The organism is Gulosibacter sp. (assembly GCF_052090685.1).
In the GTDB taxonomy this organism is placed as follows: Bacteria; Actinomycetota; Actinomycetes; order Actinomycetales; family Microbacteriaceae; genus Gulosibacter.
The window spans coordinates 1-25,072 of sequence record NZ_JBQDBE010000013.1; the positions used below are offsets into that span (position 1 = coordinate 1).

The window sequence follows — 25,072 nt, forward strand, 5'->3', positions numbered from 1 at the left end:
CGATCAGGGTAATACCTTTGCCGAGGTGGATGCGGGCGCTGAGCTATCGCTCGAGGAACTCGGTCTCGACGTGGGTACCTTCACCGGTGCGGATGGTTCGGGCATGTCGAGAGACAACCGCGCGAGTTCGGCGCTCATGGTCGAGCTGCTGCAGTTGATCGATGCGGATGAATTTGGGCTCGGATTCCTCAAGGACTACTTGCCGCAGAACGGCCTCACTGGGACACTCGATGATCGCTTACAGAATGTCCCCGCAGGCTCGATCGCCGCGAAAACCGGGTGGATTCAAAAGGTGTACTCGCTCGCGGGGTATATGGAGACTGAGGATGGCACGCGCCTGATCTTCGCCATTTTCGTGCCCGTCGCGGATCCGAACGGCCCGCAGAATGCGAGCGTCACTAACCGCAACGCGCTCGACGCGGTGGCCGCGGCGATCTGGGCCTGCGGCGGCAGCCTGTCGAATTACTGATATGGATGGGCAACAATAGGCAGATGGCACGAGCTCTACTCATTGTTGACGTCCAGAACGATTTCACCGAAGGCGGGGCACTCGCCACCCAGGGTGGGGCCCAGGTCGCGCGCGATGTGACCGCATACCTGCGCGAGCACGATGAGGATTACTCCCTCGTGGTGTCCTCGCGCGACTGGCATGACGCCGACAACGACAACGGCGGGCACTTCTCCGAGGCTCCCGACTTTATTGGCTCCTGGCCGGTGCACTGCGTCGCCGGCACCACCGGCGCCGAATACCATCCCGATCTGGATGCCTCGCTCATCGACCGGAGCGTGCTCAAGGGCCAGGGCGAACCGCACTACTCGGCCTTCCAAGGCCACACCACCGAAGGTCAGAGCCTCACCGAGCTTCTCACCGAACACGGCATTCTCGAACTCGACGTGGTGGGCATTGCGACCGACCACTGCGTCCGTGCCTCCGCCTTGGATGCACTCGTCACCGGCCTGAAGGTGCGGGTGCTCGCGGGGCTCACCTCCGCGGTTGGGGTGGAGTCACGCGCCGCCGCACTCGACGAGATCCGCGTTGCGGGTGGCGAAGTGGTGGAAGCGTGACGGTATCGATCGCGGCAGTCACGGCAGCGCCGCTCGATTTCGCCGCCCACATGGCAGCCGTGAGCGACGAGGCCAATGGTGCCGTCGCATCCTTCGCGGGCGTCGTCCGGAATCACGACCCGGGTGCCTCGGGGGAGGTGGAGCGACTTGACTACTCGGCGCATCCCGACGCTGAAGCGCGACTGCGGGAGCTCGCCGCACAACTGGATGCGCCAGGGGTCGCTATCGCGGTCAGTCACCGAATCGGCACGCTCGCGGTCGGCGACCTCGCGATCGTCGTGTGCGTCGCCTCGGCACATCGGGCGGATGCGTTTGCGGTGTGCCGGGACCTTGTCGAGCTCGTGAAGCGCGAGCTGCCGGTATGGAAGCGTCAGCACACCGTCGACGGCGCGACCAACTGGGTGGGGATCGTTTAGGCGGTTGGAGTTGCGGCAACGACGACAGCCCGTCGCCCAGCCAAATTAATGGCTGAGCAGCGGGCCGTTGTGTCGATGCTTGCTACGGTCGACGATGCGGATAGCGCGCGTAGACCTTTTCCATCAATTCTTCTTCGGCGTTCGGGCCAGGCTTGACGCCGCCCGGAATGCCCACGAAGAATACCGCGCCGACGAGCCACCAGACACCGAAAATGATCCACGGCTCGATGCTCAGTCCTGCTGGCATACCGGGGACATACAGGGTGATGAGGAACGCGGTGATCGCAACTGCGGTCGCACCGACGATGACGCCGAAATTACCGCGGCCGCCCACGCGCAAGGGGCGATTCATCTTGGGTTCGCGGATACGCAGGATGACGAAGGAAATCGATACCAGGAAGTAGGCGATCACGATCATCGGGGAACCCGCATCCACGATCCAGCCGAGAGCCTTGTGACCAAAGAATGGAGCGATGGTTGCCACCGCACCGAGCACCAGCAGTGCATTGACCGGGGTGCCGAATTTCGGGTGCAGCTTGCCAAGCCAGGCCGGCAGCATGCCACCCTGCGCGAGCGAGTACATGAGGCGAGAGGCGCCCATCTGCAGCGAGTTCCACGAGGTCACGATTCCGGCGACACCGGCAGCAACCATGAGGTTGCCAAAGAACTCACTGCTGAATAGCGTCGCCATTGCATCGGCGGCGGGGAGCGAAGAGTTCGCCTGCTGCTCGGGTGTGAGCGCCGACGAAACGGTGAGGATGATCATGATGTACCAGGCGGCGGCGATGATCACGGAGATGAATGCGATTCGACCGGTCTTCTTCGGTGGGAGATTCACTTCTTCGGCGGTCTGCGGGATCACGTCGAAGCCGACGAACATGAAGGGCACCACGACGAGCACCGTGAAGAACCCGGCCCAGCCGTTGCTGAATAGCGGCTCCATCATCGAGACTTCACCGGCGTTGAGCGAACCAAAGATCTGCAGGAATCCGATGAGGAAGAGGAAGAGCACCACGAACATCTGGAAGCTACCGGCGATCTTCACTCCGACGATATTGATGATGGTGATGATCACAGCGGTGACCGCGCCGACGAGTGCCCACGAAAGGAACACGTCCGAATCGCTCACCGTCCAAAGATGCAGGTGATCCAGCGGGATCACATACTCGAGCGCGGTCGGTAGCGCCACCGCCTCGAAGGCAACCACTGTCGCGTAGCCGCCGGTGATGCCCCACGAGCCGATGAAGGACCAGCGCGGTCCCATCGCACGCAGGATGTAGTTGTGCTCGCCACCAGCCTTCGGCATCGCCGCGACCATTTCGGAGTACACGAATGCCACAACCGCCATCATTACCCCACCGGCAAGCATCGCGGACGCGGCGCCCAAGGTACCCGCGTCATTGATCCACCCGCCGACGAGCGTGACCCAGCCGAAACCAACCATGGCCCCGACGCCGAGTGCGAGCGTTGACCAGGTACCGAGTGAGCGTTTGAACTGGCCAGAGTCGGTGATCTTGGCAGGCGCCGCGCTCGTTGCAGTATTTTCAGATCTATTCAAGAGATTTGTCCCATCGTTGCGACTGTCGTAGCGACGGAGCTCCGCCCCGTTGCCATGACTATATAACTGTTATACAGTTATGTCGAGTTCAAGACCGGTTGGTCATTGAAGTGTTTTCAAAGGAGAGCCACATGGCAAAAATCAGCCCCGTTGTGAAGCAAGCCACCCCAGTCGTTGTAGAGCGTGCAGAAGGAAACTGGATCCTGGGTACCGACGGTATCCGATATCTCGACTTCACTTCGGGAATCGGTGTGACCTCCACCGGCCACTGCCACCCGCGAGTGGTCAAGGCTGCCCAGGCGCAGGTGGGCAATGTGATTCACGCGCAGGCGACGACGGTCATGCACAAGCCACTCCTCGAACTGACGGAAAAACTCGGCAAGCACCTTCCGGCTGGTATTGATTCCGTCTTTTACACCAACTCTGGAGCGGAGGCGGTCGAAGCCTCGCTGCGGCTCGCGCGAATGGCTACGAAGCGCCCGAATATTGTGACCTTCCAGGGCGGATTCCACGGCCGCACCTTTGGCGCAGCGAGCATCACCACCGCTGGCACCAAGTTTCGCACCGGGTTTTCGCCACTAGTCGGTGGCGTCGTCGTCGCGCCATTCCCGTACGCCTATCGCTACGACATGACCGAGCGTGAAGTGGTCGACTTTGCCCTTCGCGAGCTCGACTACCTCTTCAACACCGTGACGGCTCCCGAAGAAGTCGCGGCGTTCATCATCGAGCCGGTGCAGGGCGACGGTGGCTATATCCCGGTACCGACCGAGTTCATGAAAGGCCTCGAGGAGCGCGCTCGTGAGCACGGCATCCTGCTCATCGTCGACGAAATCCAAGCGGGCGTGGGTCGTACTGGAAAGTTCTGGTCGCACGAACACTCCGGCGTTTCGCCCGACATCATCATTACCGCGAAGGGTATTGCCTCGGGTTTCCCGATCTCGGCCATCGCAGCGAGTGCTGAGCTCATGGGTAAGGCACTTCCGGGGTCCCAAGGTGGCACCTACGGCGGTAATGCCGTTGCGGCCGCAGCTGGAGTCGAGACGCTGAACGTCATTGCGGATGAGGGCTTAGTGGAGAACGCCGCGGTGCGAGGTGCACAGCTGCAAGCGGGCCTACGGGAATTGCAAGTGAAGTACCCGGTAATCGGCGATGTTCGCGGCATCGGTCTTATGCAGGCAATCGAATTTTCGGATGCGCGAGGGGAAGCACTCGCATCCACGGCCGCGGCGGTCCAGCAGGCTGCGGTCGATGAGCGCCTCCTGCTCCTTACCTGCGGTCCACTCAGCAATGTCGTGCGAATTGTGCCGGCGCTGACCGTGAGCGCTGAGGAGATCGACCTTGCGATCGAAGCCCTGGATCGAACCCTCAATGCGGTTGTCGGCGCGCAGGAACGCGAGCTCGACGCAGTACTCGGAGCCTAACTCCCAAACGCTTCACATCGAAGGGCGGACGCAATATGGACGGAACGATGCAGCAGTCAATTGGTTCGGGCGTTGAGATAGACACCGCTGAACACCGGTTGCAGGCGTATTCCTACGACGCATCGAACTATCGCGTGCGTCCGACCGGGGTCGTGTTTCCGAAGGACGTCGCGGAAGTGCGACAAATTCTCCGTGACTGTAATCGCGCGGGAATTGCGGTCACCGTCCGCGGTGGTGGGACATCGATGGCGGGGAATGCCATTGGTGAGGGCTTGGTGCTCGACTTATCCCGGCACCTCGGCGAGATCGGCGTCGTGGATGAGCAGGATGCGTCGGTGTGGGCGGATGCGGGTGTCGTGCTCGGCGAACTTCGCTCGGCGGTTGAGCGCGAAACCGAAGGGCACCTCACGTTTGCACCGGATCCTTCCTCGGTCTCGCGGGCCACGATTGGTGGGTCCATCGGGAATGACGCGTGCGGTAATCACTCCGTTGCCTACGGTCGAATGTCCCACCACGTGCATGAGGTGGAACTGCTGACAATAGACGGGGCCCATCTTTGGGCAGGGCAGGGAGGTGTTAGCGCTGTCGACTCGGATGACTCGTACTCAGCCCAGCGGGCAGAACAAATTGATCGCGAACTGCGAGCGCTCGCGGAAGCGAACCTCGCCGCCCTCCGTATCGAACTAGAAACTATGCCGCGACAAGTATCAGGGTTTCATCTCGGTCAGCTATTGCCTGAGAACGGGTTCGATGTCGCGCGAGCGCTTGCCGGCAGTGAGGGAACCTGCGCGATTGTGGTGCGAGCGAAGGTTGGCCTCGTGGCGAAGCCTGCGGCGACCGCACTTCTCTGCCTCGGTTATGCATCCACTGTCGACTCGGCGCGCGATGTTATGCCAATGCTTGCGTTGAAGCCGACTGCGTTTGAAGGACTCGATGCCCAAATCGTGGAGATTATGCGACACCGACGCGGGGCGGATGCGGTGAGCCTGCTACCTGCGGGCGAAGCATATGCTCTGGTGGAGTTTTCGGCGGACTCGATTGAGGAGGCGTCGGCGCAGTGTGAGCGCGCGGCACAATCAATGCTGGAACTCGGTCGGCTGCGCGATTTCGTCATCGTGACGGAGCCCGCTGAGCGGGCCAAACTGTGGCGGATTCGCGAGGACGGCGCTGGGCTTTCCTCGAAGCGCATCGACAACGTACAAACCTGGCCGGGCTGGGAAGACTCAGCCGTGGCACCGGCGCAGCTTGCGGACTACCTTGCCGAGCTATTGCCGCTCATCGAAAAGCACGGGTACACGACGGCCATGTATGGGCACTTCGGTGCCGGATGCGTGCACATGCGGGTCGATTTCGACTTGCGGTCGGATGCTGGTCAGGAACGCTTCTTGGTATTCATGCGCGAGGCTGCGACGCTCGTCGTACAGCATGGCGGTTCGCTTTCGGGGGAGCATGGCGACGGCCGCGCACGCGGTGAATTGCTGGAACTCATGTATTCGCCGCAGTTGATGCGTGCTTTCGCCGAGTTCAAGAGGATCTGGGACCCGAAGTCGCTCTTGAACCCGGGCATCATCATTGATCCGGTTCCCTTCGCAGAGAACCTGGCACTGACGGGTTTGCCGCTGGCGGATGACCCGGCCGCAGCACATGGTGAACAGTCGGCACAGTCCCCCGGCGCGCGGATCGCGCTTCCACTCAGTGTTGCTAGGCGTGAGCCGGTGATCGGTACATTCGTAGGCAACGCGCACGCCTGCATCGGCGTGGGCCGTTGCCGTGCCACGAGCGGTGGCTTCATGTGTCCGAGTTATCGGGCAACTCAGGATGAAAAAGACTCCACGCGGGGCCGAGCGCGCGTGCTGCAAGAGCTCGTGCGCACCAACGGTCGCAGCGCGGGAGGTTGGCAGCAACCGGAAGTGCGCGAAGCGCTCGACCTCTGCCTCTCCTGTAAAGCGTGCTCCGCGGACTGCCCAACCGGGGTCGACATCGCGGAGGCAAAATCAGAACTGCTTGACGACCACTATCGGGGCAAGCTGCGGCCATTTACCCACTATTCGATTGGATGGTTGCCGCGGTGGCTGCCGATCCTCTCCCGAGTGAGCACACTTGCAAATATCGGGGCGAACCTCCCGATTGCACGGTGGATCGCCGACAAGCTCGGGATCAGCAAGCACCGGAAGCTGCCCGCGTTTCGGCCGCACGCCGATCTCAAGCGTCGCGTGAGAGAGGCGAACTTCGCCCGTGACGCGACCAGCAGCATCCTGGTTTTTGCCGATAGTTTTACAAAAGCCTTCCGGCCCGAAGTCATTCCAGCGGCGAAGCGGGTGCTTGGTGGGATGCACGAGAATGTGGGATGCACTCCCGATGCATGCTGCGGGCTCACTTGGATCTCCACTGGTCAGCGGCAAGGTGCCGCGAAACGGCTGGCGAACCTGGTGCGCAAGTTTGACGACGGTAGTGATCGCGACATCGTGGTGCTTGAGCCGAGTTGCGCTGCCGCGATCCGCGACGACGGGCCGAAGCTGCTGGGGACTGAGGCATCTCGCCGCGTGGCGTCACGGGTGAAGTCATTCTCTGTGGCTGTGGACGATGTGATGCGCGCAGGCTGGCGGCCGAGCACAAAGGCCCCCGAGCAAGCCGTGCTGCAGACCCACTGTCACGAACATGCCGTGTTCGGTGCCGCATCGCAACGGCGCGTGCTCGAGCAGTGGGGTGTGAACGAGGTAGCGGAATCTTCGTCCTGCTGCGGGGTCGCAGGCAACTTCGGGTTCGAGCGCGATCACTTTGACGTTTCGATGAAGGTTGCGGAGCATTCGATCGTGCCCGCGCTCGAACGCGGAGGCGAGGGAGCACTCGTATTGACCGACGGTTTCAGCTGCCACATGCAGGTCGGTCAACTTGACGCTTCGGAATCGAGCGTCCATCTCGCCGTCGCCTTAGACAGCAATACTGTTTCACAGTAACGGTGCCATAATTGCCGCCAGGAGTGTGATTATGAGCCAACAACTGCAGACCGTCTCCGTGGTTGATGCTGCCGCGAACCGATTGCGTGACAATCTCTTCGCCGGTGTCTATGAGGCCGGTGAAGAGCTGAAGGACACGACGGTGGCAACCGCCTTTGGCATCGCGCGGCCAACCGCGCGGATGGCAGTCCAGCAACTCATCAATGAGGGACTGCTGGTGCGACCGCCGGGCTATAGCGCACGCGTGCGCGAATTCGATGTCCACGAGATTGAGGATATTTATCGGATGCGCGGGTTACTCGAGCTCGAAGCAGTCCGTCAAGTGCACGCTGCCGGTGGTCCCATGGACGGCATCAAAGCAGCCCTTTTGGGATTCGAGGGGCTGAAGCACGATTCTGACTGGACCAAGATCAATGTTGCTGACTTACAGTTTCACGCGGCGGTAGTCGATGCCGCGAATTCGCCTCGGTTGAGTAGCTTTTTCGAGGCGATCGGGAATGAGACACGATTGCTCAATGCACTGCTCCAGTACCAGTATCCGCAGGCGGCGGGGCTCTACCAGGAGCACGAGCAACTATTCGAACTGCTCGTTGAAGGGGTTTCGATCACTGAACTCGAGGCTGCCTGGACGCATCACCTCGACATCTCCCGCGACTTCATCGTGCAGCACGTGTCGACGAAGGCTGTACCCCGCAAATAAAGCAGCACCCCACAAAGAAGGTGGCACCCCGTAAATAAAACTGTGCCAGTCATCTAAGAAACCAAAGCAATACACTTTCAAAGAGCGGCTTACTGTTATACAGTAAGTCAGGGGGTGGATGTGCTGCCCGCGTATTGCTTTGGAGGGATCATGGTTGATCTGACGTCACTGGTGCCGCGCGCCAACTTGATCGATGGTGAATGGGAAACGCTTGAAGACAGCACCGGAATTACGGTGACGAATCCGGCGAATGGCGAAGTTCTGGCGCAGATACCGAACGCTTCACCCGAGGACGGATTGCGTGCGCTTGAGGCTGCCGACCGCGCACAGGAGGCGTTCGCGGCGATGCCGGCACGAGCGCGTGCGGACATCCTGCTTCGTGCACACCGGTTGCTGCTCGACGCGAAGGAAGACATCGCCAAGGTCATGACGAGCGAAATGGGTAAGCCTTACCGCGAAGCGCTTGGCGAAGTGGACTATTCGGCGGGCTACCTCGAGTGGTACGCCCACGAAGGGATGCGCGTCCAGGGTTCGCACGGGAACTCGCCGAGTGGTCGCGGTCAGATCCTCCTCACGCGCGAGCCGGTGGGCGTTTCGCTCCTCATCACACCGTGGAACTTTCCGCTCGCAATGGGGGCTCGCAAGATTGCTCCCGCGATCGCCACCGGCTGCGCGGTCGTGGTCAAGCCTGCCGAGAAGACTCCGCTCACGATGCTCTTCCTCGCACGGATCTTCCAGGAAGCGGGGATGCCCGCGGGCACGCTCAACGTTTTGACTACCGCCAGTTCCAGTGCGCTGACGAAGCCGCTCCTCGATTCGGGTAAAGTCCGGCACCTGTCCTTCACCGGTTCGACGCGCGTCGGAAGTTTGCTGCACAGTCAGTGCTCACCCCACATGATTCGCACCTCACTGGAACTCGGCGGCAACGCCCCGTTCATCGTCTTCGAGGACGCCGACTTGGACCGTGCAGTCGAAGAGGTCTTCGCGGCAAAAATGCGCAATATGGGGGAAGCCTGCACCGCCGCCAACCGCATCCTCGTGCAGGAAAGCATCGCCGAGGAGTTTGGCGACCGGCTCGCCGAGCGATTCGCGCAGCTCACCCTCGGCAACGGGCTTGAGGAGGCAACCGACATCGGGCCGATGATCGACGAGCAAGCTGTGGCGAACATCCAATCCCTCGTGGCGGATGCAATCGCAAAGGGCGCGCGAGTGCTCACCGGCGGTGAAGTTCCTGAGGGCCCCGGATCGTTCTATCCACCGACCGTGCTGCAGGAAGTGTCGCGCGATTCGAAGCTGTTGCGGGAAGAGGTCTTTGGTCCGGTTGCGCCGATAGTCTCGTTTGTCGATGAAGCGGATGCGATCGCACTGGCCAACGACACCGAGTACGGGCTCGCTGGCTATCTCATGACGAAGGATCTCGCTCGTGCGATGCGGGTGTCGCGTCGCCTCGAACTCGGTATGGTTGGCATTAACTCGGGAATTATCTCGGATGTGGCAGCGCCGCTTGGTGGCGTGAAAGCATCGGGTTTGGGCCGCGAGGGCGGCGTGCTTGGGATCGATGAGTTCCTCGAGCACAAGTACACCTTCATCCCGGCAGAGTAGGGATTCGCGGCGATGGCTCGCGTCCGCTACCCGCCGATATACGACATCTCGATGTGTTTGCGGGTCGGCTTGCCATCGCTGAGAAGCCCCGATCGCAGCTCCGAATAGCGGTCATCGCGACGTCCCCAGATGCCACTGAGCGCATCCGAAACCTCGCGGTCACTGGCGCCGTCGCGCAATAGGCCGCGGATGTCGTGGCCCGAATCCGCGAAGAGGCAGGTGTAGAGCTTCCCCTCGGCGGAGATGCGGGCGCGCGTGCAGGTGCCGCAGAATGCGCGCGTCACGCTCGAGATGACGCCGATTTCGCCCTGACCGTCGACGTATTCCCAGCGCTGGGCGGTCTCGCCGAGGCTATTGGGCTCGAGCGGACGAAGCGGATGCTCGGCATCGATGAGTGCGACCACCTCGGCCGAGGGCACAACTTCGTCGAGCACCCAGCCGTTGGAAGCGCCCACATCCATGTACTCAATGAAGCGCAGGATGTGCCCGGTACCGCGGAAATACCGAGCCAGGGGGAGAATCTCATCGACCGTGTCTCGCTTGACCACGGTGTTGATCTTGATCGGCCCGAGACCGACCTCCTGCGCTGCGGCAATTCCGTCGAGCACTCGAGCGACGGGGAATCGCACGTCATTCATGGCTTGGAATTTCGCGTCGTCCAGTGAATCAACAGAGACGGTGATCCGATCGAGACCGGCGTCTTTGAGCGCTTGCGCCTTGACGCGAAGTGCCGAACCGTTGGTGGTCAGGGCGATATCGGGCTTGTGTCCTTCGACGGTGCGCAGCTGCGCGAGTTGGTGGATGAGCTCTTCGATACCTCGCCGCAGGAGCGGCTCACCGCCGGTGATGCGGAGCTTTGTGACGCCGAGCTCGAGCGCGATGCGGGCGAGGCGAGTGATTTCCTCGAAACTGAGGAGCTCGTCTCGCTCCATGAACTGATAATCACGACCGAAGATTTCCTGCGGCATGCAGTACACACAGCGGAAGTTGCAACGATCCGTGACCGAGATCCGAAGGTCGCGGAGGGCACGGCCGCGCATATCGCTCAGACCCGTGGATTCGAGCAACTGTGCCCCATGCTTCGGTGCCATCACGGAACCCTCCCTAGACTCTCCACCATAACAGTGCGGGCGGTGCTGCGGCCGGTCGGGGTGCTTCTTGGTCCGCGTTAGCCACCGGCGAATGGCGGCAGGATGTCGACGCGACCGTCGGGCAGCGCACCGGCCTCGACTTTCTGGCCGTTTGCAAGCAGCGAGCACTGCGCGAGTACATTCGAGAACTCTGCACCGAAGCGCGCTGACAACACCGACCGCAATGACTCGACAGAATCTGCCTCAACCTCGATGCTTTCCACTCCGGCGGCATCTGCGGCCGCAGCAAATAACCGGACCTCACGCATTAGCTTCCCATGCCTTTGCAAGCTCTCGCAGCAGCGCATCCCCAGCCTCGTACGAAGTGATGGCACCGGAACCCACGGCAAGCCCAAGCAAATACGCACTTATTGGCGCGGCGGGCCGAACAACCGAATGCGCAATCACACCGGTCATCCCCAGCAATTCATTCACCGGTACCACGGCCGCATCGAGCCCCAGCTGGGGTGCTGCGAATTCCACCCACTCTTGAAGCCCCTCGGGTATCTCGCTCACAGGTCGCCTGCAAGCGAATCCCGACCCACGACCGAAATCGTGCCGGTAAAGGGGGAGGTGTTGTCCCCGGTGCGGCGCCACATGCCGGATTTCCCGCCGGTTTTCTCGACGAGTTCCACGCGCTCAATGGTCACTGACTTATCCAGCCCTTTGACCATGTCCACGACTGAAAGCGCCGCGACCGACACTGCGGTGAGCGCTTCCATTTCAACACCGGTGCGGTCGGCAGTGCGAACCGTCGCACGAATCGTCACCCCATTTTCCAGCAAGCTCACTTCAACTGAAGCGCCGTGCACTCCGATGACGTGCGCCAGCGGTAAGAGTTCTGGTGTCTTCTTCGCCGCTGCGATTCCGGCGATTCGAGCGGTTGCAAACACGTCACCCTTCGGCACGGTTTGGTCGTGGAGTGCTTGTACAACTTCTGCCGAGCAGCGGACAAAACCACGTGCGGTGGCGCTGCGGACCGTGGGCGACTTATCGGTGACGTCGACCATCCGAACGTGACCGGATCGGTCGAGGTGTGTGAAATCAGTCAAGGCAAAATCTTCCAGATCGTCAGTCGGTCGCCGGGGCGAACTTCCTCCACTTCGGCGGGAACAAGGGCGAGCGCTTCGGCCGCGGCGAGGCGGCTCACGAGATGCGAACCCGAACCCCCGGCGGTGGCGCGAACGATTTCGCCCGGTGCCGAGAATCGTACCGGCATGAACTGCATACGGCTAGGCGGGGTGCGCCACCCTTCGACTGCGGTTGCGGTGGTTTGTTCCCGGGTGAATTCTCGGCCGGCCAGGATGTGCAGGGTCGGCTTCACGAAGGCCTCAAACGAGGTGAATACGCTCACCGGATTGCCGGGCAGCGCGAACACGAGCTGCCCGGATGCCAGCTGACCGAACCCCTGCGGTTTTCCAGGCTGCATCGCGACGTTATTGAAGCTGACCCCGGAGTCGGATTCGGCATGCCGATCGGGCGCACCGTCCTGAACGGGCGCGGCGCCCTGATCTATCCCAGCACCGAGCACAATCCGCACGACATCAAATGCGCCGACGCTCACGCCGCCCGTGGTGACGATCACATCGACCTTCGCCTCGACGGCGCGACTCACCGCATCCGCGAACTCGCTGCCGCCGTCGCCCACATGTTCTTGCAGCGCGACTTCCGCTCCGCATTCTCGGACGAGGCTCGCGGCGAGCGTCGTGTTCGAATCGAAAATCTGCCCGTGCTCGAGCGTGCCCCCGGGCGCGATTACTTCGTCTCCGGTGGTGATGACCGCCACGCGCGGGGCGGGGACGACGGCGACCGTCTCGACGCCTGCCGCGGCGATTCCCGAAAGGATGCGCGCCGCGAGCACGTCGCCCGCCTTTGCCACGAGCGCTCCGGCGGGTGCGTCTTCGCCAGCGCGGCGGATGTTCGCCCCGGGTTTTGGCGCTTCGATCACCTCAACCGCGCTTGCCGCTTGCTCGGTGATGTCCGTTCCTTGCACGGTTTTTTCGAAGGGGACGACAGCATCGGCATCGGTGGGGGTGGGCGAACCGGTCATGATGCGCGCGCATTCGCCGGGCTGCAGCGGCGGATTCAAACCGGAGCCCGCAGGGATATCGGCGACGACCTTGAGCGTGACGGGTGAGTCAGCCGTAGCCCCGAGCACATCCTCGCGACACACCGCGAACCCGTCCATCGCGGAGTTGTCGAAGCCCGGCAATTGCACGGTAGACGTGACGTCCGCCGCCAAGACCAGACCGAGCGCATCCTGGAGCGCAACGCGAGTGGTTGCCTGTGATCGCTCCGCGTGGATGGATTGTGCCGCCTCGAGCACGCGTGCGAGTTGGTCGGAAAAGGGAATCACGAGGGCTCCTTTGTCGTAGCGTCGGCGGGCCTTGCGTTCGTCGCCTCAGTGGGCACTGCGGAACCGGTCATCGCGTTACTGAGCGCGAAAATGCCTGCGGGAATGGTGCGGACCGCTTCAGCGCCCGCATCTTCGAGCAGTTCTGCGGCGTAGCGGGCGCGCGGGCCCTGCGCGCACACGACGACCAACGGCCCGTCGAGGGGGAGTAGGTCGACTCGACCGTGGGTCACATGCTCGGCGATGGTTTCGAGCGGCAGATGCAGATAGGGATGGGTGAGGTGAAGGTCGGGATGCGTTGCGGGGCGTACGTCGACGATGAGTTCCTCGGGGAGGATTTCGGATTTTTCTGGCCTTGTGTCGACGTTGTCGACGACCGTCTCGGACGCGAGGTCGGCATCCGATCCCGCCGCGGCCTGCATCCCTGAAACCAGCGGCAACTCTCGAACCCGACCCGTGCGTCCATTCGTTGACCTCACCGTACCGACGAGCGCGGAACCCGCGCCCGTCACGAGACGGAGGGCCTCACCGGCCATTGACGCACCAATTTCTGCGACGAGCGGGGCGAAGACCCCCGCAGTGGCACAGTCCGGCCCGTCCACCGACAGTTGTTGCTCTCGATTGACGAGATCATCGATGCTCGGATTGGCGCCGCCCGGCACGAATACAGTGAGCAGTCCATCCCAGCCGAGCACGCTGCCCCAGACCAGCGGAATACCAGCACTCCAGCACGCATCCGCGACGGCAAATCGAGTCGGCCAATGATCGGTGGTATCGACCACAACATCCGCCTCGGCAATCAGCTCGAGTGCGTTTGACTCGTCGAGATGAACCCTGCGCGGCTCGAGCCAGGTCTCGGGGCCGAGACTCTTGAGCACCTCGACCGCGACCGTTGCTTTGGGACGACCAATGTCTGCTTCGCGGAAGAGCGTTTGCCGCGCCAGGTTTGAGCGCTCGACGATGTCGTCGTCAATAATTGACAGCCTGCCGACCCCCGCGGCGGCAAGTACTTGGAGCGCGGGACACCCCAGTCCGCCCGCGCCGACCACCACAATATGAGCCTGCGATGCGCGATGCACCCCGGGCTGCCCATAGCCGAGCAAGCGCACGTGCCGAGCCTGGCGCTCGAGATGCGCTGCCATAGGGCTGTGGGTCTCGAAAGTCATGGTCCCAACGTATCCGACGCTGCTCTCAATCTGGCTATCCTATTGGGTATCGGCTACCACGGTGGTGGCCCACTCGAAAGGGTGCTTCGATGAAACGTCTCAGAGTTGGACTAGCCGCAGTATCGGGCATCGCGCTGCTGTGGGGGGTGAGTGGTTGCGCCGCAAATGGTACCGACGAGGGGGAGACCGCCGCTCCGGGCGATGACACCTCGAGTGCCGCACCGCTCAACATCCTCGCGGCAGCATCCCTGACCCAAGCATTCGAAACGATCATTGACGACTTCTCCGCCGAGCATCCCGATATCGAAATCGCGCCGCTCGTGACCGGTGGCTCGCAGGACCTCGTCCAGCAGGTCATCGAGGGCGCACCTGCAGATGTGCTGGCACTCGCGAGCGAGCCGAGCGCAGAGCCGCTCGCCGAAGCGGGCGTCGAAACCGACTTCAACGTCTTTGCTGAGAACACCCTCGTCATCGCGGTGCAGGAAGGCAACCCCAAGAACATCACCGGCCTTGCCGACCTCGCAAATAACTCGGATCTGTCGATCGCTATCTGTGCGGTGGAAGTGCCCTGCGGTGCCGCTACACAGACGCTCCTCGAACTCAATGACCTCGAGATCACGGGCGCGACCGAAGAAACCAGCGTCTCGGCGGTACTCGCGAAAGCCGAACTCAATGAGGTGGATGCGGCGATCGTCTACCACTCCGACCTCGTGACCTCGGACGGCGCGCTCGAGGAGATCGAGCCCGAAGGTGCCGACGAGGTCGTCAACCGATACCCGATCACGGCGCTCGGCGACAACCCCAATGCGGCCACATTTGTTGACTACGTGCGCTCCGAGGCGGGCACCGCGGTGCTCGAAGAAGCGGGCCTCATTATTCCGTGAGTGTCGTCACCCCGCAGCCGGCCGGGGCGCCGAGCCGGCCGCGCGCTCTGGGCCAGGGGAATACCCCCTGGCCCATTAGTGCGCTCGCGATCATCGCGCTATTGATGATCGTGGCGCCGCTGGTCGCCCTGCTTTTGCGGGTGAACTGGGCGGAATTCCCGAGCGTCCTGATGTCCTCGGCCGTGCTCGCCGCGCTCGGGCTCTCTTTCGGAACTGCGCTGATCGCCACGGCGGTGTGCGTGGTCGTGGGCGTGCCACTGGGGATGGCGATCGCGCGGGCACAGCCGCGGGTTGCGAATGTGTCGCGAGCGCTCGTGCTGGTGCCGCTGCTGATGCCGCCGCTCGTGGGCGGTCTCGCGCTGCTATCGCTCTTCGGCCGCAACGGCCTGCTCGGCTCATGGCTCGGCACCCTCGGCATTACCCTGCCGTACACCACACCGGCGGTCGTAATCGCGCAGGTGTTCGTGGCGCTGCCATTCCTGGTGATTTCTGTGGAGCAAGCCGTGCGCGCGCTTGACCCGCGCCTTGAGCCTGTGGCTCGAACTCTTGGCACGTCGCGGCACGGGGTGCTGTGGCGAGTGACACTGCCCCTGATTCGCCCCGCGATCGCGGCCGGCGCGACCATGAGCTTCTCGCGTTCGCTCGCGGAATTCGGAGCCACAGCGCTCTTCGCCGGGAACGTGGAAGGCGTCACCCGCACTATGCCGCTCGCGATCTACTCGGTGTTTAACGGCGCGGTCGGCGGCCCCGAACAGGCCTACGCGCTCGCGGTCATTCTCGTGGCTTCCGCAGTGGCAGTATTGATCGCGGTGCGCGGTTGGCGGGTGAATGGGCTATGAGCGATGCGGCGGCAGGTAAATTGCCCAGCACCGTTTCGGTGATCGAGGGCCGCGTTATCGTCGCTCGCGACCGCTTCACGCTGGATGTCGATTTGCGAATCCAGCCCGGCGAACGCGTCGCCGTGATCGGCGCGAACGGAAGCGGCAAATCAACGCTCCTTGCCGGCCTCGCCGGGCTTGCCCTGCTCGAGGGCGGCAGCACCGTCGCCTTTGGCGGAAAACCATGGCGCAGCACACCGGTTGAATCGCGCAGCCTCGGCTTTATCGCGCAGGACGGCCTGCTGTTTCCACACCTCAGCGTGCTCGACAACGTTGCCTTCGGGCCGCGCTCTGCCGGAAAATCGAAGCGCGAGGCCCGCGAGATCGCGGCGCGGATGCTCGAGGAAGTTCGCGTCGGCCACCTCGCCTCGGCCTCGGCCCGCTCGGTCTCCGGCGGTGAACGCCAGCGCATCGCGTTCGCACGCGCGCTCGCGACGAACCCGAGCACGCTGTTTCTTGACGAGCCCTTCGCGGCGCTCGATGTGGATGCGTCGGTCGAGGTTCGTGAGATCGCCGCCTCGCAGGTGCGCGAACGGGGACTATCGCTATTGCTGGTAACCCACGACCTGGTCGATGCGGTGCGACTGACCGACCGCGTCATGGTGCTCGAGGACGGCAAGGTCATCGAGGAACTGGCCACGCGCGATCTGCAGCGGGCACCGGCGAGCTCCTTCGCCGCGTCATTTGCCGGGCTCGCACGTGTGCCGGGTCATCTCGAGGCGCAAGCCTTCAAGACCGAGTCCGGATTGCGCATCCCACTGCACGGGGTGGAGGTGGAGCCGGGCGTTCCCATTGACGCGAGGGCGCTGCTGCTCGCAGCGCCCGACCGCGTCGAACTCACGTGCGAAACTGCATCGAGCGGTGTCGGTTCCGGTGATGGCGCGGCTCGTGCGGGCGATGCACGGCAGAGTGGTGTTGGCTCGACAGGTTTTGGCGAGGCCGGTGAGGGCGATCTTGGAACGAGCGTGAACCGCACGGGCGTGGCACCTGTGTTTCGGGATGTGGTCGAATCGCTCGTCGGTGATGGCTCGGCCGTACTCGTGCGCTTGCGCAGCGGCCTGCTCGCACGGGTGCAAACCGAAGAGCTCCCCGCGGCTGGCGCGGAAGTGTTCGTGCGCATCCGCAATGCCCGCGTGCGCGCCTCTGACACCTCCCACTAAATCATCAGCGGCACAGCGGTGGCTTGCTGCGTTCTCGACGCTCCTACGCCGGCCGAATCATTGCTGCTAGCGCTCATCATGGTTGAAGTACGAACCATGATGAACGCTACGAGCCATGACAACGTGCCCGACATCGGTGACGTTGGCTGTTCCGCTCGCGGCAGCGGTGACCGCTGCTTTTTCGCCCGCGGCCGTGGTGACCATTGCGGCAACGACTCACTGGCCGTTTGTCGCGGCTATTGCGGCGTAACCAGGGCAGCTAGCGTTCATCATGGTTGAAGTACGAACCATGATGAGCGCTACGAGCCATGACAACGTGCCCGACATCGGTGACTATTGCGAGTCCGCGTCACCGCGACCTACGACATCTGCGGCGCATCCACCGGCTCGAAGCGCACTGTGATCGCTTTGAAGCCCGGGGTATTCGACTCGCGCGCCTTCAAATCACGATGCACGAGGGCGTTGGCCTCGGGGAAGTACGCGGCCGCGCATCCGCGAGCCGTCGGGTACGAAACCAGCCGGAACGCATCCGCACGACGCTCTTCCCCACGGAACACGCTCACAACGTTGACCATGTCGCGGTCCTTGAAGCCCAGCTCCGCAAGGTCATCGGGGTGCACGAGCACGACGCGGCGACCGTTCTTGATGCCGCGGTAGCGGTCATCGAGTCCGTAGAACGTCGTGTTGTACTGGTCGTGCGAGCGCATGGTCTGCAGAATCAGGTGCCCCTCTGGCGCCTCGAGATACTCGAGCGGGCTCACCGTGAACTGCGCACGCTGCGTCGGCGTCGCGAAGGTACGCGTATCGCGCGGGGGCGAGGGCAGCTGGAAACCGTTCCGCTGCCGCACACGGCGGTTGAAGTCCTCGAAGCCCGGCAGCGTCCGCGAAATCCGGTCGCGGATGACGTCGTAGTCCTCACCCATCTCGCGCCAGTTGATGACGTGGTCGGACCCCAAAGTTGCCTCCGCCATGCGGGCAATGATCACGGGCTCCGCGAGGAGGTGCTCGGACACTGGCTTCAATCGGCCCTGGGTTGTGTGCACCATCGACATCGAGTCCTCAACCGAGAGCACTTGAACGCCGCCGGGGTGTTTGTCATCGATGTCCGTGCGGCCGAGCGTCGGCAGGATCAGCGAGGTCTTTCCGTGCACAACGTGCGAGCGGTTCGGCTTGGTCGACACGTGCACCGTCAACCCGGCGCGCTGCATCCCCGCCTCGAGGCGCTCGGTTTCGGCGTTCGCGAGGGCGAAGTTGCCGCCCATCGACACGAACACATCGACCTCATCATTCTCGAAGGCCTCGATTGACTCGGTGGAGTCGTAGCCGTGCTCGCGAGGCGAGGTGATGCCGAATTCCTTGTCGATCGCATCCAGCAGCCAGGGCGCTGGTTTCTCCCAGATCCCCATCGTGCGGTCGCCCTGCACATTCGAGTGGCCGCGAACCGGGCAGGCACCGGCACCGGGCTTGCCGAAGTTGCCCTGCAGCAACAGGATGTTGATGAACTCGCGCAGGGTATCCACCGAGTGCGGCTGCTGGGTGACGCCGAGCGCCCAGCAGATGATGGTCGCATCCGAGTCGGCGAGCATCCGGGCCACGTGCGCGATCTCGTCCCGAGTCAGTCCCGTGGCGCGCTCGGTCTCCTCCCAATCGATGTGCTTGCGGGCCTCGCGGTAGGCCTCGAAGTGTTCGGTGCGCGTCTCGACAAATTCCTGGTCCACGATCGTGCCGGGGGCAGCATCCTCGTAGGCAAGCAGCAGGTGACCGAACGCCTGGAACAGCGCAAGGTCGCCGCCGACCTTGATCTGCAGGAACTCATCCGAGATCTTCACACCCTTGCCGATGAGGCCCTGCGGAGTCTGCGGGTCCTTGAAGTTGAGCAACCCGGTCTCGGGCAGTGGGTTCACGGCGACGATCTTGCCACCGTTCTTGCGGCACTCGTCGAGTGCCGAGAGCATCCGCGGGTGGTTCGTGCCGGGGTTTTGGCCGACGACGAACACTAGCTTCGCATTGTGGATGTCCTCGAGCGTCACCGTGCCCTTGCCGACGCCGATCGTCGGGTTGAGCGCGCTACCGGACGACTCGTGGCACATATTCGAACAGTCGGGCAGGTTATTGGTGCCGACTGAGCGGACGAATAATTGGTAGAGGAACGCGGTCTCGTTCGCGGTGCGGCCGGAGGTGTAGAAGAGGCAGCGGTCTGGCGTGGTTTCACGGATGCGTTCGCCAATGAGGTCGAACGCCTCCTGCCACGGGATGGGGGAGTAGTGGGTTTCGCCGGGGCGGATGATCATCGGCTCGGTGATGCGACCCTGCTGGCCAAGCCAGTACTCGGTCTTGCCAGCGAGGTCCTCAATGGAGTTCTCCGCCCAGAACTCGCGGTCCGCGCGACGCTTCGTGTTTTCTTCAGCGAAGGCCTTCGCGCCGTTCTCGCAGAACTCAGCGGGCTTGCGCTTGCCGAGCGGTTCCGGCCACGCGCATCCGGGGCAGTCGAAACCGTTGTGCTGGTTGATGCGGAGCATCGAGCGAGCCGTGCGCGCGAGTCCGCCCTGCTCGAGGCCGCGCTGAAATGCGACCGCGACGCCGGTGAGTCCCGCGGCGGCAACCTTGGGTTTGGTGACCTCAAGATTGTCCTCGTTGATGTCTTCCACCGGGGACTTATACGCCTTGCCTCGGGCTGGACGTGTCGCAATGGTGCTTGACATGTTGTTCGAGCGGGAGACGTCGGTGCTGGTTGTCTCCGGGGATGCGGTATCCCTTGGATCAATTTTCGTCACGGGGAAACTCCTTCGGGAACGAAGTGTGACGCCGATGCATTCGCAGCGGCGGGTTCGAAATCGGCTTGGACTTCGATGCGGTCTGGATGGGTGTAGAGCGTGACTCGGTCGCCGCGGCTGAATCCGGCGAGGGTGATGCCGACTTCCTCGGCGAGGTCGGCGGCTAGCGAGGATGGTGCGCTGACGGCGCTCATGATGGGGATGCCCGCGAGGTAGCACTTTTGCACGAGTTCGAAGGATGCGCGTCCTGACACTTGCATTACGGTGTCGCGCAGTGGCAGTTTGCCCTCGCGCAGGGCCCAGCCGATGACCTTGTCAACGGCGTTGTGGCGGCCGACGTCTTCGCGCACGCAGAGGATCGTGCCGTCAGTTGCGAAGAGTCCCGCAGCGTGGAGGCCTCCGGTGCGATCGAAAATGTCCTGCGCATCCCGAAGCCGGTCGGGGAGCACGAGCAGGGTGTCTGCGGGGATGCGTGCTGCGGGGATGCTGTGCGCGATGCCGTCGACCGCGATGTCGATATCCGAGAATCGCGATTGCCTACGCACCTCGTCGATCGAGGTGGTGCCGCAGACGCCGCACGCGCTGGTGGTGACGACGCGACGCTCGGAAATGCTTGCCGGATCGAGGCCGATGATTGCAGCGTCGATCACGTTGAAGGTTTGCTCGCCTTCGTCGTTCTTTCCGGCGCAGTAGCGCATCGTGGCAAGTTCACTCGGACTACCGAGGAATCCCTCCGAAACGAGGTTGCCAGCAACGAGATCGAAGTCGTGTCCCGGGGTGCGCATCGTGACGGCGAGTGGTTTGCCGTTCACACGAATCTCGAGCGGTTCTTCACCCGCGAGCGTTTCACGCTTCGGTTTCGACGACCCGTCGGCGCGAATCAGCACGGCTTTTCGACGTGAGGTCACTCTTGCCATGACTCAGCCTCCTCACTGTTGCACGCGATCTTCCAAGGATAGACCGCCGCCCTGAACACGGCATTACGTCGAGCGAGCGACGCCTCTGTATTGGTCGTACCGCTGGATGGCATCGTCCAACTCCTGTAGGGCGTCGGGATGAAATCCAACTCGTAGTATCAACCTCTGCGAGCTGCCGCTTGGGAGTCGAGGTAGTCGTTGGCTTCTTCGCGCGAAAGCATCCTGACTGTCCCGCTATCGAGCTGGGCGGCACGGAGTTCGGCGACAGCGATCCATGCGGTGTCTACCTCGCCTTGACCGAGAGCGTTTGCGGCGTAGAGTTCGTCGGCAACGCGCTCTCGCTCGTTTGGTGTGAGCGCCATCGCGGCTTTAATCAGGTCGGCTACCTTCATGGTCTAAGTCCTTTCTTCACAGCGCGGAGATGAACTTAGGTTTCAGGTGAGCGTGTCGAGAGCAGGTCGAACAACGTCCGGGCAAGTACTTTCGCGCTCTCCTGGAGACTTTAACTTGCCCTGATTCGGTTGCGTCCACCTGCTCTCAGGTACATTGTCACGGTATTCAGCGTTATCGCCATCAAGCTCGGCATAGATCGCATCGCGCGCCTCAGCAGGGATTCCATCGTTCATCGACTCGTCCTTCTTTATAGAGCTTGCGGAGTGCGTGGTTCGCAGGCCAGATGTTGGCCTCATGTGCTCGTCACTCGTGTCCGACGAGGACTTCATTGTCCAACAGGCTGCTGGCCAATTGCCGTGGCACAATGTCGTGCTGTTCACGATGCTGGAGTATACCCAGCAGCGCGACATCAAACGCGCCTATCAGATCTCACAGGATTGGGAGAAGAATGAGTGACAGCACCGAAAAATTCAGCCCATATGACGCGGCCGACTACCTTGGTAACTTCGAAGACACAGCCGCGTATCTGGAAGCTGCACTGGCAGATGGCGACGATCCCGCGCTCGTCGCGCAAGCACTGGATACCATTGCCCGTACCGCGGCATGATTGCTCGAGTAGAGGCGACCGACTCTCGGCATTTCGCTACGCCAGCAACTGATGCTGCGCGAGCCTCCGGTACAGCGGCGTCGTCTCAATGAGTTCTTCGTGCGTGCCGCGACCGACTACGCGACCCTGATCGAGCACGACGATCTCGTTCGCATCCACGACCGTGGACAACCGGTGCGCGATCATGACCATCGAACGCCCCTCGGAAGCGCGGTCGAGCGCATCACGGATGAGCGCTTCGTTCCGACCATCCAGGGCCGAAGTTGATTCGTCCATGAGCAGGATGGGCGGTGCGGCCAAGAGCGTCCGGGCAATCGCGAGCCGCTGCTGCTCACCTCCGGACAGGCGTACGCCGGCCTCGCCGACCTGCGCATCCAGCCCGGCGGGGGAGCGGTCGAGGACATCGCCGAGGTTAACATCGCGCAGCACCGCGACGCACTCGTCATCGCTTGCGCCGGGCCGGCCAAGTAGCAGGTTGTCGCGGATCGTTCCCGCGAGCGTCGGTGAGTTCTGCTGCACGTAGCCGAGCTGCGAACGCAGCGTTTGCCGATCGAGCGAACGCAGGTCGACGCCGCCGAGGCGAATCGCGCCGGAAGTCGGATCGTAGAACCGCTCGATGAGCGACAGCGTGGTCGACTTGCCAGCACCGGAGGGCCCGACAAGCGCGAGCTTGTGGCCACGCGGCACCGCAAACGACACCCCGTCGAGGACGAGCGGCGAGTCAACGACTTCAGATTCGTCAATGCTGAGCAGCTCATCGGCAGCAGACTTCGCGCGGCGCCCCGTCTTAGTGACATAGCGGTCGAACCGGTCGCGCGCCTCCGCCTTCGCGTGTGCCGCACGGACGACGTTTTCCGGATACCGGAAGGACACCGAGTCCAGCTCAAGCGCGGGAGCATCCGGCTCCCCGTGCACATTCGCCGGGCCGCGCAGCTCAACGAGCGGACCAAACTCGCGATCGCGCGCATCCTCGTCTGGCAGTGCACGAATCTCTTCGATACGCCCGAGCGCACCGAGGGCCGAAGCGACCGCCGACACCGCACCAAACATGAGGCCAAGCGGTGCCACCATCATGAACAAGAACATGATGAACGCGATCAGCGAAGCGATCGAAGTCTCGCCCGCGGCGACGCGCACACCGCCGACGCCGAGCACTGCGACAAGCGACATCTGCAGCGCGAGCATCGACACCGGCACCATCACCGCTGAGATCGCCGCGATGTCGAGCCCGCGTCGATAGGCGCCCTCCGCATCCGCCATTACGCGCTCTTCCTCACGCTCGGTTGCCACCGAGGCGCGGAGTGTTCGCATTGACGAAATTGCGCGTTCAACCGAGGCGGTGAGCTCGCCGACCTTTTCCTGGGCGGCGGCGGATGCGTTCATCACCTTGCGAGACAGGAACAGCACGACTGCGAGCGACACCGCGATGCACGCGAAGGTGATGAGGAACAGCACCCAGTCGAGAATGAGCATCGCGATGACGGCGCCAATAAAGGTAAGCAGCCCGCCGATCGCTTCGATGAGGCCCTGCGTGAGCACGGCCCGTAACAGCGTCGTGTCGCTACCCACGCGCGAGACCAGGTCACCTGTGCGGCGCGCGTCGAACTCAGCGATCGGGAGTCGCAGGAGTTTTCGCACGAGGTGGCGCCGCGCGTTCAGCACGATCTGCTCGCCGGTTCGCTGCAGCAAGAAGTGTTGCAAGCCTGACAGCAGCGCCGCGATCAGCACCACCGCGATCAGTACCCACACGATCCAGGACGTGAACTCGCCCGCCTCGACGCGCTGAATCAGCAGCCCCATCAGCACCGGCTGCGCCAGATCGAATGCACTACCCACGATCGAGATCACAATAATGACCCCCATCATTCGCTTATCAGCGAAGAGGTAGGGCCACAGCTGTTTGAGGGATGCGCGCGGGGTACCGGTGGAGCTCATCGGGGAGAGGGTGTCGCTTTCGGTAGGGGATTACTGCCAGAGGACGGCAATAGCGATGTTAGCGAGGGTGAGACCACCCGCAGACCACATGATGCCGGAAGGGACTGGGTCCTTCTTGCGGTTTGCCATGAGGAGCACCATGATGACGACCAGAACGAGGAGCTTGACGGTCAGCTTGATGCGGATGTCCATCGTGACGTCGTACATCATCTCGTTCATGCCGAACATCAGGATGCCGGAGATGCCGGCGAGCCAACCCGAGTGCACCATTCCGGAAGGGATCGTCGCGGTGCCCTTGGCAATTTTGGATACTTGTAGAAACCAGCCGCCGAAGAGTCCTGCGAGTCCGATGAAGTGGAGAATGAGCAGAATACTTTTGAGGATTTCCATGCTCTCGACCCTATCCACTCAGCGTGAATTCAGTTAACAGCTGTATTGTGCCGCGATTTAGGTGAGGCTAAGCTTGTTTCCTCGCAAGTGAGCTGCCCTGGACAGACGCCTTTATAGGTTGTGATCGGCCTCGGGGCTTGGGAGATCAAACCCCGGTCCGCCACTCAGCAGGTGCCCCATTCGAGCCGCTTTGGTGCGCATGTACTCGTCGTTCACCGCATTGCGGCCGACCTCGAGCGGCACCCGCTCAATGACCTCGATCCCATTCGACGTGAGCGCAGCGGTCTTGGCGGGGTTATTGGTGAGCAAGCGCACGCGCATGAGCCCCATATCGGCGAGCGCCGCAGCGGCAGCGACATACTCACGAGAATCTGCAGGCAAACCTAAGGCGAGATTCGCATCCACCGTGTCGAGCCCGTCTTCTTGTAGCCGATAGGCACGCAGTTTATTGAGCAGCCCGATCCCACGGCCTTCATGGCCGCGCAAGTAGAACACGACGCCACCCTCCTGCTGAATCGCATCCAGCGCCGCATCCAACTGCGGTCCGCACTCGCATTTGAGTGAACCGAAAGCTTCACCCGTAAGGCACTCCGAGTGCAACCGCACGAGCGCGCCCGGACCGGGTTCGCCGGAGATGATCGCCAGGTGCAGGTCACCGGTTACCGTGTCGGTATAGGCACGAACGCGAAACTCCCCGTGTTCAGTGGGGAGCGTCGTCTCGACCTCGAAGCGGACGCGAGAGGGATCATTCATCGGGAGCTTTCGG

General features: G+C 62.7%; 26 protein-coding genes and 1 pseudogene. 13 read left to right on the forward strand and 14 right to left on the reverse strand.

The window, feature by feature from the left end; all coding sequences use genetic code 11:
- The 3 genes from ACTHXA_RS09715 to ACTHXA_RS09725 all read left to right on the forward strand — a co-directional run.
- On the forward strand, positions 1 to 469 hold a 469-nt coding region (locus ACTHXA_RS09715), incomplete at its 5' end, for a D-alanyl-D-alanine carboxypeptidase (RefSeq protein ID WP_441671805.1).
- Between the two features lie 23 nt (positions 470 to 492).
- Positions 493 to 1,065 carry an isochorismatase family protein gene (locus ACTHXA_RS09720; RefSeq protein WP_441671807.1) on the forward strand — a complete coding sequence of 191 codons (573 nt, stop codon included), beginning with the start codon at positions 493 to 495 and terminating at the stop codon, positions 1,063 to 1,065.
- Complete coding sequence (locus ACTHXA_RS09725; protein ID WP_441671809.1) at positions 1,062 to 1,481, forward strand: molybdenum cofactor biosynthesis protein MoaE; 420 nt, start codon at positions 1,062 to 1,064, stop codon at positions 1,479 to 1,481. Before ACTHXA_RS09720 ends, ACTHXA_RS09725 begins: the two co-directional genes overlap by 4 nt.
- An 82-nt stretch (positions 1,482 to 1,563) precedes the next feature.
- Here the strand turns inward: ACTHXA_RS09725 and ACTHXA_RS09730 are convergent, their stop codons facing one another.
- Positions 1,564 to 3,039, reverse strand: a complete 1,476-nt coding sequence (locus tag ACTHXA_RS09730) for an APC family permease (protein ID WP_441671811.1) — start codon at positions 3,037 to 3,039, stop codon at positions 1,564 to 1,566.
- A 131-nt stretch (positions 3,040 to 3,170) separates the two neighbouring features.
- Between ACTHXA_RS09730 and ACTHXA_RS09735 the strand changes: the two genes are divergently transcribed.
- From ACTHXA_RS09735 to ACTHXA_RS09750, 4 genes are all read left to right on the forward strand, one after another.
- Entirely contained in the window at positions 3,171 to 4,460 is a 1,290-nt protein-coding gene (locus tag ACTHXA_RS09735; protein WP_441671813.1) for an aspartate aminotransferase family protein, read from the forward strand.
- A 47-nt stretch (positions 4,461 to 4,507) separates the two neighbouring features.
- The gene (locus ACTHXA_RS09740) at positions 4,508 to 7,417 is read left to right on the forward strand and encodes an FAD-binding and (Fe-S)-binding domain-containing protein (protein WP_441671815.1); all 2,910 of its coding nucleotides are present in this window, start codon (positions 4,508 to 4,510) and stop codon (positions 7,415 to 7,417) included.
- Positions 7,418 to 7,448: 31 nt separating this feature from the next.
- Entirely contained in the window at positions 7,449 to 8,117 is a 669-nt protein-coding gene (locus ACTHXA_RS09745) for a GntR family transcriptional regulator (RefSeq protein WP_441671817.1), read from the forward strand.
- Positions 8,118 to 8,267: 150 nt separating this feature from the next.
- Positions 8,268 to 9,719, forward strand: a complete 1,452-nt coding sequence (locus ACTHXA_RS09750; protein WP_441671819.1) for an NAD-dependent succinate-semialdehyde dehydrogenase — start codon at positions 8,268 to 8,270, stop codon at positions 9,717 to 9,719.
- 26 nt (positions 9,720 to 9,745) lie between these two features.
- Here ACTHXA_RS09750 and moaA read toward each other — a convergent pair whose 3' ends face one another.
- The 6 genes from moaA to ACTHXA_RS09780 all read right to left on the reverse strand — a co-directional run bounded on the left by moaA (position 9,746) and on the right by ACTHXA_RS09780 (position 14,368).
- Positions 9,746 to 10,810, reverse strand: a complete 1,065-nt coding sequence (gene moaA / locus ACTHXA_RS09755) for a GTP 3',8-cyclase MoaA (RefSeq protein ID WP_441671821.1) — start codon at positions 10,808 to 10,810, stop codon at positions 9,746 to 9,748.
- Between the two features lie 77 nt (positions 10,811 to 10,887).
- Positions 10,888 to 11,118, reverse strand: a complete 231-nt coding sequence (locus ACTHXA_RS09760; protein WP_441671823.1) for a MoaD/ThiS family protein — start codon at positions 11,116 to 11,118, stop codon at positions 10,888 to 10,890.
- Entirely contained in the window at positions 11,111 to 11,365 is a 255-nt protein-coding gene (locus ACTHXA_RS09765; RefSeq protein WP_441671825.1) for a DUF6457 domain-containing protein, read from the reverse strand. Before ACTHXA_RS09765 ends, ACTHXA_RS09760 begins: the two co-directional genes overlap by 8 nt.
- A complete protein-coding gene (moaC, locus tag ACTHXA_RS09770; RefSeq protein WP_441671827.1) occupies positions 11,362 to 11,901 on the reverse strand; it encodes a cyclic pyranopterin monophosphate synthase MoaC in 540 nt (179 codons plus the stop codon). Before moaC ends, ACTHXA_RS09765 begins: the two co-directional genes overlap by 4 nt.
- On the reverse strand, positions 11,898 to 13,205 hold the full coding sequence (locus tag ACTHXA_RS09775) for a molybdopterin molybdotransferase MoeA (protein ID WP_441671829.1): 1,308 nt from the start codon (positions 13,203 to 13,205) through the stop codon (positions 11,898 to 11,900). Before ACTHXA_RS09775 ends, moaC begins: the two co-directional genes overlap by 4 nt.
- Positions 13,202 to 14,368, reverse strand: a complete 1,167-nt coding sequence (locus ACTHXA_RS09780; protein WP_441671831.1) for a ThiF family adenylyltransferase — start codon at positions 14,366 to 14,368, stop codon at positions 13,202 to 13,204. The genes ACTHXA_RS09775 and ACTHXA_RS09780 overlap by 4 nt, the downstream gene beginning before the upstream one ends.
- Positions 14,369 to 14,457: 89 nt before the next feature.
- On the opposite strand from ACTHXA_RS09780, the gene modA reads away from it, so the two are divergent.
- The 4 genes from modA (at position 14,458) to ACTHXA_RS09800 (ending at position 17,540) form a co-directional block, all read left to right on the forward strand.
- Positions 14,458 to 15,252, forward strand: a complete 795-nt coding sequence (modA, locus tag ACTHXA_RS09785) for a molybdate ABC transporter substrate-binding protein (protein ID WP_441671833.1) — start codon at positions 14,458 to 14,460, stop codon at positions 15,250 to 15,252.
- Positions 15,249 to 16,091 (forward strand): molybdate ABC transporter permease subunit, encoded by an 843-nt coding sequence (gene modB, locus ACTHXA_RS09790; protein WP_441671835.1) that lies wholly within the window; start codon positions 15,249 to 15,251, stop codon positions 16,089 to 16,091. The genes modA and modB overlap by 4 nt, the downstream gene beginning before the upstream one ends.
- Positions 16,088 to 17,290, forward strand: a complete 1,203-nt coding sequence (locus tag ACTHXA_RS09795) for an ABC transporter ATP-binding protein (RefSeq protein ID WP_441671837.1) — start codon at positions 16,088 to 16,090, stop codon at positions 17,288 to 17,290. Before modB ends, ACTHXA_RS09795 begins: the two co-directional genes overlap by 4 nt.
- A 115-nt stretch (positions 17,291 to 17,405) precedes the next feature.
- Entirely contained in the window at positions 17,406 to 17,540 is a 135-nt protein-coding gene (locus ACTHXA_RS09800) for a hypothetical protein (protein WP_441671839.1), read from the forward strand.
- Between the two features lie 109 nt (positions 17,541 to 17,649).
- Here the strand turns inward: ACTHXA_RS09800 and ACTHXA_RS09805 are convergent, their stop codons facing one another.
- The 4 genes from ACTHXA_RS09805 to ACTHXA_RS09820 all read right to left on the reverse strand — a co-directional run bounded on the left by ACTHXA_RS09805 (position 17,650) and on the right by ACTHXA_RS09820 (position 21,607).
- Complete coding sequence (locus ACTHXA_RS09805; protein WP_441671996.1) at positions 17,650 to 19,992, reverse strand: FdhF/YdeP family oxidoreductase; 2,343 nt, start codon at positions 19,990 to 19,992, stop codon at positions 17,650 to 17,652.
- 68 nt (positions 19,993 to 20,060) lie between these two features.
- Complete coding sequence (gene fdhD / locus ACTHXA_RS09810) at positions 20,061 to 20,981, reverse strand: formate dehydrogenase accessory sulfurtransferase FdhD (protein ID WP_441671841.1); 921 nt, start codon at positions 20,979 to 20,981, stop codon at positions 20,061 to 20,063.
- Between the two features lie 158 nt (positions 20,982 to 21,139).
- Entirely contained in the window at positions 21,140 to 21,373 is a 234-nt protein-coding gene (locus ACTHXA_RS09815) for an addiction module protein (RefSeq protein ID WP_441671843.1), read from the reverse strand.
- 42 nt (positions 21,374 to 21,415) lie between these two features.
- A complete protein-coding gene (locus ACTHXA_RS09820; RefSeq protein ID WP_441671845.1) occupies positions 21,416 to 21,607 on the reverse strand; it encodes a hypothetical protein in 192 nt (63 codons plus the stop codon).
- 34 nt (positions 21,608 to 21,641) lie between these two features.
- Here ACTHXA_RS09820 and ACTHXA_RS09825 point away from each other — a divergent pair, with 34 nt between their 5' ends.
- The gene (locus tag ACTHXA_RS09825) at positions 21,642 to 21,830 is read left to right on the forward strand and encodes a hypothetical protein (protein ID WP_441671846.1); all 189 of its coding nucleotides are present in this window, start codon (positions 21,642 to 21,644) and stop codon (positions 21,828 to 21,830) included.
- On the forward strand, positions 21,823 to 21,981 hold the full coding sequence (locus ACTHXA_RS09830; protein ID WP_441671848.1) for a helix-turn-helix domain-containing transcriptional regulator: 159 nt from the start codon (positions 21,823 to 21,825) through the stop codon (positions 21,979 to 21,981). Before ACTHXA_RS09825 ends, ACTHXA_RS09830 begins: the two co-directional genes overlap by 8 nt.
- Positions 21,982 to 22,017: 36 nt before the next feature.
- Here the strand turns inward: ACTHXA_RS09830 and ACTHXA_RS09835 are convergent, their stop codons facing one another.
- The 3 genes and pseudogenes from ACTHXA_RS09835 to ribA form a co-directional block, all read right to left on the reverse strand.
- Positions 22,018 to 23,916, reverse strand: coding sequence for an ABC transporter ATP-binding protein (locus tag ACTHXA_RS09835; RefSeq protein WP_441671850.1), 1,899 nt, complete (start codon positions 23,914 to 23,916; stop codon positions 22,018 to 22,020).
- Between the two features lie 30 nt (positions 23,917 to 23,946).
- Positions 23,947 to 24,306, reverse strand: a complete 360-nt coding sequence (locus tag ACTHXA_RS09840; protein ID WP_441671852.1) for a hypothetical protein — start codon at positions 24,304 to 24,306, stop codon at positions 23,947 to 23,949.
- 111 nt (positions 24,307 to 24,417) lie between these two features.
- Positions 24,418 to 25,062 (reverse strand): annotated as a pseudogene (ribA, locus tag ACTHXA_RS09845) (GTP cyclohydrolase II); the annotation flags it as partial.
- Positions 25,063 to 25,072: the final 10 nt, after the last annotated feature.